Source organism: Nocardiopsis sp. TNDT3 (genome assembly GCF_003427465.1).
Lineage (GTDB): Bacteria > Actinomycetota > Actinomycetes > Streptosporangiales > Streptosporangiaceae > Nocardiopsis > Nocardiopsis dassonvillei.
In genome coordinates this window covers 1-4,636 of sequence record NZ_QPFC01001320.1, presented here as the reverse complement: position 1 = coordinate 4,636, position 4,636 = coordinate 1, and the positions used below count along the sequence as shown (strand labels likewise).

2 protein-coding genes are annotated in these 4,636 nt (G+C 70.6%); one reads left to right on the top strand and one right to left on the bottom strand.

What is annotated here, in order from left to right; genetic code table 11:
• Positions 1 to 189: 189 nt before the first annotated feature.
• On the bottom strand, positions 190 to 1,749 hold the full coding sequence (locus DQW06_RS27370; protein WP_117199571.1) for a long-chain fatty acid--CoA ligase: 1,560 nt from the start codon (positions 1,747 to 1,749) through the stop codon (positions 190 to 192).
• A 365-nt stretch (positions 1,750 to 2,114) separates the two neighbouring features.
• Between DQW06_RS27370 and leuS the strand changes: the two genes are divergently transcribed.
• Positions 2,115 to 4,610, top strand: coding sequence for a leucine--tRNA ligase (gene leuS / locus DQW06_RS27365; protein WP_117199570.1), 2,496 nt, complete (start codon positions 2,115 to 2,117; stop codon positions 4,608 to 4,610).
• Positions 4,611 to 4,636: the final 26 nt, after the last annotated feature.

The following is a 4,636-nucleotide window of genomic DNA, read 5'->3' as shown; positions in this document are numbered from 1 at the left end:
GGGGGGAGGGTTCGGGCGTCCACGGGGTGCTGGAGGTGAGACTGCGAGCAGGACTGCGCCGTAGGCGTCGGTTGAGGGTGGTGGCCCGCCCCGTCGCGAAGCGCCCCCGGCGGGCGGTGGCGGGCGACGGGCGGGCCGAGGCGAAGCGGAGGCCCGAAGAAAACAGGACCGGCCCCGCCGCGCGGGAGGTCAGCCGCGCAGCTCGCGCTTGAGGATCTTGCCGGTGGAGGTCATCGGCAGCTCGGTGCGGAACTCCACCTCGCGCGGGTACTTGTACCCGGCCAGGCGCTCCTTGGCCCACGCGACGAGCCCCTCGGCGGTGACCTCGGCGCCCTCCTTGGGGATCACGAACGCCTTGACCTCCTCGCCGTGGGTGTCGTGGGGCACGCCCACGACCGCGGCCAGGCTGACCGCCTCGTGGGTCATCAGGACCTCCTCGACCTCGCGCGGGTAGACGTTGTAGCCGCCGCGGATGATCATGTCCTTGGACCGGTCGACGATGAAGTAGAAACCCTCCTCGTCGCGGCGGGCGATGTCCCCGGTGCGGAACCAGCCGTCGCGGATCACCTCCGCGTTGACCTCGGGGCGGTTGTGGTACCCCTTCATCACGCAGTGCCCGCGCACCGCGATCTCGCCCTCCTCCGCCGCCTCGTTCCACTCGGGGTCGATGAGCTTCATCTCCACACCCCACACCGGCTGCCCGATGGAGCCGGTCTTGGCCTTGACCTTGGGGTTGTTGAACGACACCACCGGTGAGGTCTCGGACAGGCCGTAGCCCTCCTTGATGCCCACGCCGAAGGTCTTGGTGAAGTCCTCGGCGAGCTGGCCGGGCAGGGCGGCGCCGCCGGAGACCGCGTCCACCACGTTGCCCGCGATCTTCTCCAGGTCGTAGGTTCCCGGTTCGGCGGCCCGGACCGCGCCCAGCAGCCCCCAGTACATGGTGGGCACGCCCGCGAAGGCGGTGACGCCCTCCTTCTCCATGAGCCTGAGCGCCTCGGCGCCGTCGAAGCGCGGCATGAGGACCATCGTGCCGTGCCGGTACAGGGCCGCGTTGAGCATGACCGTCTGGCCGAAGATGTGGAACAGCGGCAGGACCACGAGGGCGACGTCGCGGCCGTCGGGGTGGGGCTCGACCAGCCTGGACGAGCCGACCGCGTTCAGCAGCAGGTTGTGGTGGCTCAGCTCGGCGCCCTTGGGCTTGCCGGTGGTGCCGCTGGTGTAGATGATGACCGCGGTGTCGTCGGAGCTGGCCTGCACCGTCTCGAACTCGCCGGGCTGACCCTCCAGCGCCTTCCAGAAGGTCTCGGCGCCGTCGATGGTCGACTCCGTGGCACCCGGGGAGGCGGGCAGGTCCACGTAGAACTCGCAGGAGTCCACCTGGCCGAAGGCCTCGAAGGCCCGATCGCCCAGGGGGAGCTCCGGCGTGCCGGTGAAGGCGAAGAGGGCCCTGGCCCCGGAGTCCTCCAGGTGGTAGGCGATCTCGCGCGGGGTCAGCAGCACGTTCAGCGGCACGATCACCGCGCCCGCCTTGAGCGCGCCGAAGTACACGAAGGGGAAGTAGGGCACGTTCGGACTGGCCAGCGCGATCCGGTCCCCCGGCCTGATCCCGCGCGAGACCAGCAGGTTGGCCACCTGGTTGGCGATCATGTTGGTGATCGCGTAGTTCAGGCGCAGGTCGCCGAAGACCAGGCACTCCTTCTCCGGAGCCGACCGGGCACCGTCCTCCAGGAGCACGGACAGGTTGAGCATGGGGGCCTCCCGCAGCCAGATGGGTCCAGTGGATACGCGATGATTCGGGATGATGTGACCCGAGTCGCGTGTTCTGCGCCACTTTGACGGCAGAGTAACAAACCGGCTGGTCGGTGTGGAGGGGTCGGGAGTCCGTAATCTCACCGATCTTCCCCCTCGCTCTCCGTGACCCCGCGACCGAGCGGGAGAGGCGGTGGCGCCGGGCCCGCCCGCGCGGGGCGGGGGGAGCGCGTCTCCGGTTCCGGGCCCCGGCCGCCGCCCCCGGGCGCACCCGCGCGGGGCTGCGCGGAACCCGTCCGCGCCCCGACCCGCCAACCGCTAACCTGAGTGCTGTACACCCCGAACCGGCTAAGGAACACGTGGCGATGACAGCGGCAGACGGCGACCAGACGACGGGCGACACCTACGACGCCCGTGCCCTCCAGGACAAGTGGCAGGCGCGCTGGGCCGCTGAGCTTCCGTTCCAGGCCGACGAGGACCCCGGGGACACCCGCCCGCGCTCCTACATCGTCGACATGTTCGCCTACCCCTCCGGCGACCTGCACATGGGCCACGCGGAGGCCTACGCCATCGGCGACGTCATCAGCCGCTACCGCCTCCAGCGCGGCGACAACGTCCTGCACCCCGTCGGCTGGGACTCCTTCGGCCTGCCCGCCGAGAACGCGGCCATCAAGAACAACTCCCACCCCGCCGAGTGGACCTACGCCAACATCGAGACCCAGGCGGCCTCGTTCCGGCGCTACGGCATCAGCGTGGACTGGTCGCGACGCCTGCACACCAGCGACCCCGAGTACTACCGCTGGAACCAGTGGCTGTTCACCCGCTTCTTCGAGCGCGGACTGGCCTACCGCAAGGACGGCCACGTCAACTGGTGCCCCCAGGACCAGACCGTGCTGGCCAACGAGCAGGTCGTACAGGGCAGGTGCGAGCGCTGCGGAGCCGACGTCGTGCGGCGCAGCCTCAACCAGTGGTACTTCCGCATCACCGACTACGCCCAGCGCCTGCTGGACGACATGGACCAGCTCGACGACGGCCGCTGGCCGGACGAGATCCTGGCCATGCAGCGCAACTGGATCGGCCGCTCCACCGGAGCCGACGTCCACTTCGCCATCGAGGGCCGCGACGAGCCCGTCACCGTCTTCACCACCCGGCCCGACACCCTCTACGGGGCCACCTTCTTCGTCGTGGCCGCCGACGCCGACCTGGCCGACGAGCTGTGCGCGCCCGAACAGCGCGAGGCCTTCGACGCCTACCGCGCCGACGTCGCCAAGCTCTCCGACATCGAGCGCCAGGCCACCGAGCGCCCCAAGACCGGCGTGTTCCTGGGCCGCTACGCGATCAACCCCGTCAACGGCGAGCGCATGCCCGTGTGGGCGGCCGACTACGTCCTGGCCGACTACGGCCACGGCGCCATCATGGCCGTGCCCGCGCACGACCAGCGCGACCTGGACTTCGCCCTGGCCTTCGACCTCCCGGTCCGGGTCGTGGTGGAAACCGGCGAACCCGACCCCGTCGAGACGGGCACGGCCACCGCGGGGGAGGGCGTCCTGCGCGACTCCGGCCCGCTGGACGGCCTGGCCAAGACCGAGGCCATCGAGCGCATCATCGAGATCCTGGCCGAGCTCGGCACCGGACAGGGCACGATCAACTACCGCCTGCGCGACTGGCTGCTGTCCCGCCAGCGCTACTGGGGCACCCCCATCCCGATCATCCACTGCCCCTCCTGCGGCGAGGTGCCCGTCCCCGACGAGCAGCTGCCGGTGACCCTGCCCGAACTCAAGGGCGCCGAGCTGGCCCCCAAGGGCGTCTCGCCCCTGGCCGCGGCCACCGAATGGGTCAACGTCGACTGCCCCTCCTGCGGCGGCCCCGCCGAGCGCGACACCGACACCATGGACACCTTCGTGGACTCGTCCTGGTACTTCCTGCGCTACTGCTCGCCGCGCCTGGACACCGCCCCCTTCGACACCGAGGCGGTGGAGAAGTGGGGACCGGTGGACCACTACATCGGCGGCAAGGAGCACGCCACGCTCCACCTGATGTACGCCCGGTTCTTCACCAAGGTCCTGTACGACATGGGCATGGTGTCCTTCACCGAGCCCTTCCGCCGCCTGACCAACCAGGGCCAGGTCATCAACCAGGGCCGCGCCATGTCCAAGTCCCTGGGCAACGGCGTGGACCTGGGCAAGGAGATCGACGCCTACGGCGTGGACGCGGTCCGGCTGACCATGCTCTTCGCCTCCCCGCCCGAGGAGGACGTGGACTGGGCCGACGTCTCCGTCGTCGCCGCGCAGAAGTTCCTCAACCGCGCCTACCGGGTGATGAGCGAGGCGGGCGCGGCCAGCGCGCCGGGAACCGACCCCGCCAAGGGCGACACCGACCTGCGCCGGACCACGCACCGCACCGTCGACCAGATCACCGCCCTGGTCGAGTCCCGCCGGTTCAACGTGGCCATCGCCCGCACCATGGAACTGGTCTCGGCCGTCCGCAAGGCCATCGACTCCGGCCCCGGCGCCGCCGACCCGGCCGTCCGCGAGGCCGCCGAGGCCGTGGCCGTCTCCCTGTCCCTGTTCGCGCCCTACGTGGCCGAGGAGGGCTGGGAGAAGCTCGGCCGCAGCGGCAGCGTCGCCGTCGGCAACTGGCCCGAGGTCGACCCGGCCCTGCTGGTGCAGGAGTCCGTGACCTGCGTGGTGCAGGTGCAGAGCAAGGTCCGTGACAAGCTGTCCGTGGCGCCCGACATCGACCCGGCGGAGCTGGAGCGGCTGGCCCTGGCCTCGGAGAAGGCACAGGGCTTCATCGGCGACAAGCAGATCCGCAAGGTGGTCGTGCGCGCGCCCAAGCTGGTGAACATCGTCGTCGGCTGACCAGGCACACCAGGGGCGGCGGCCGC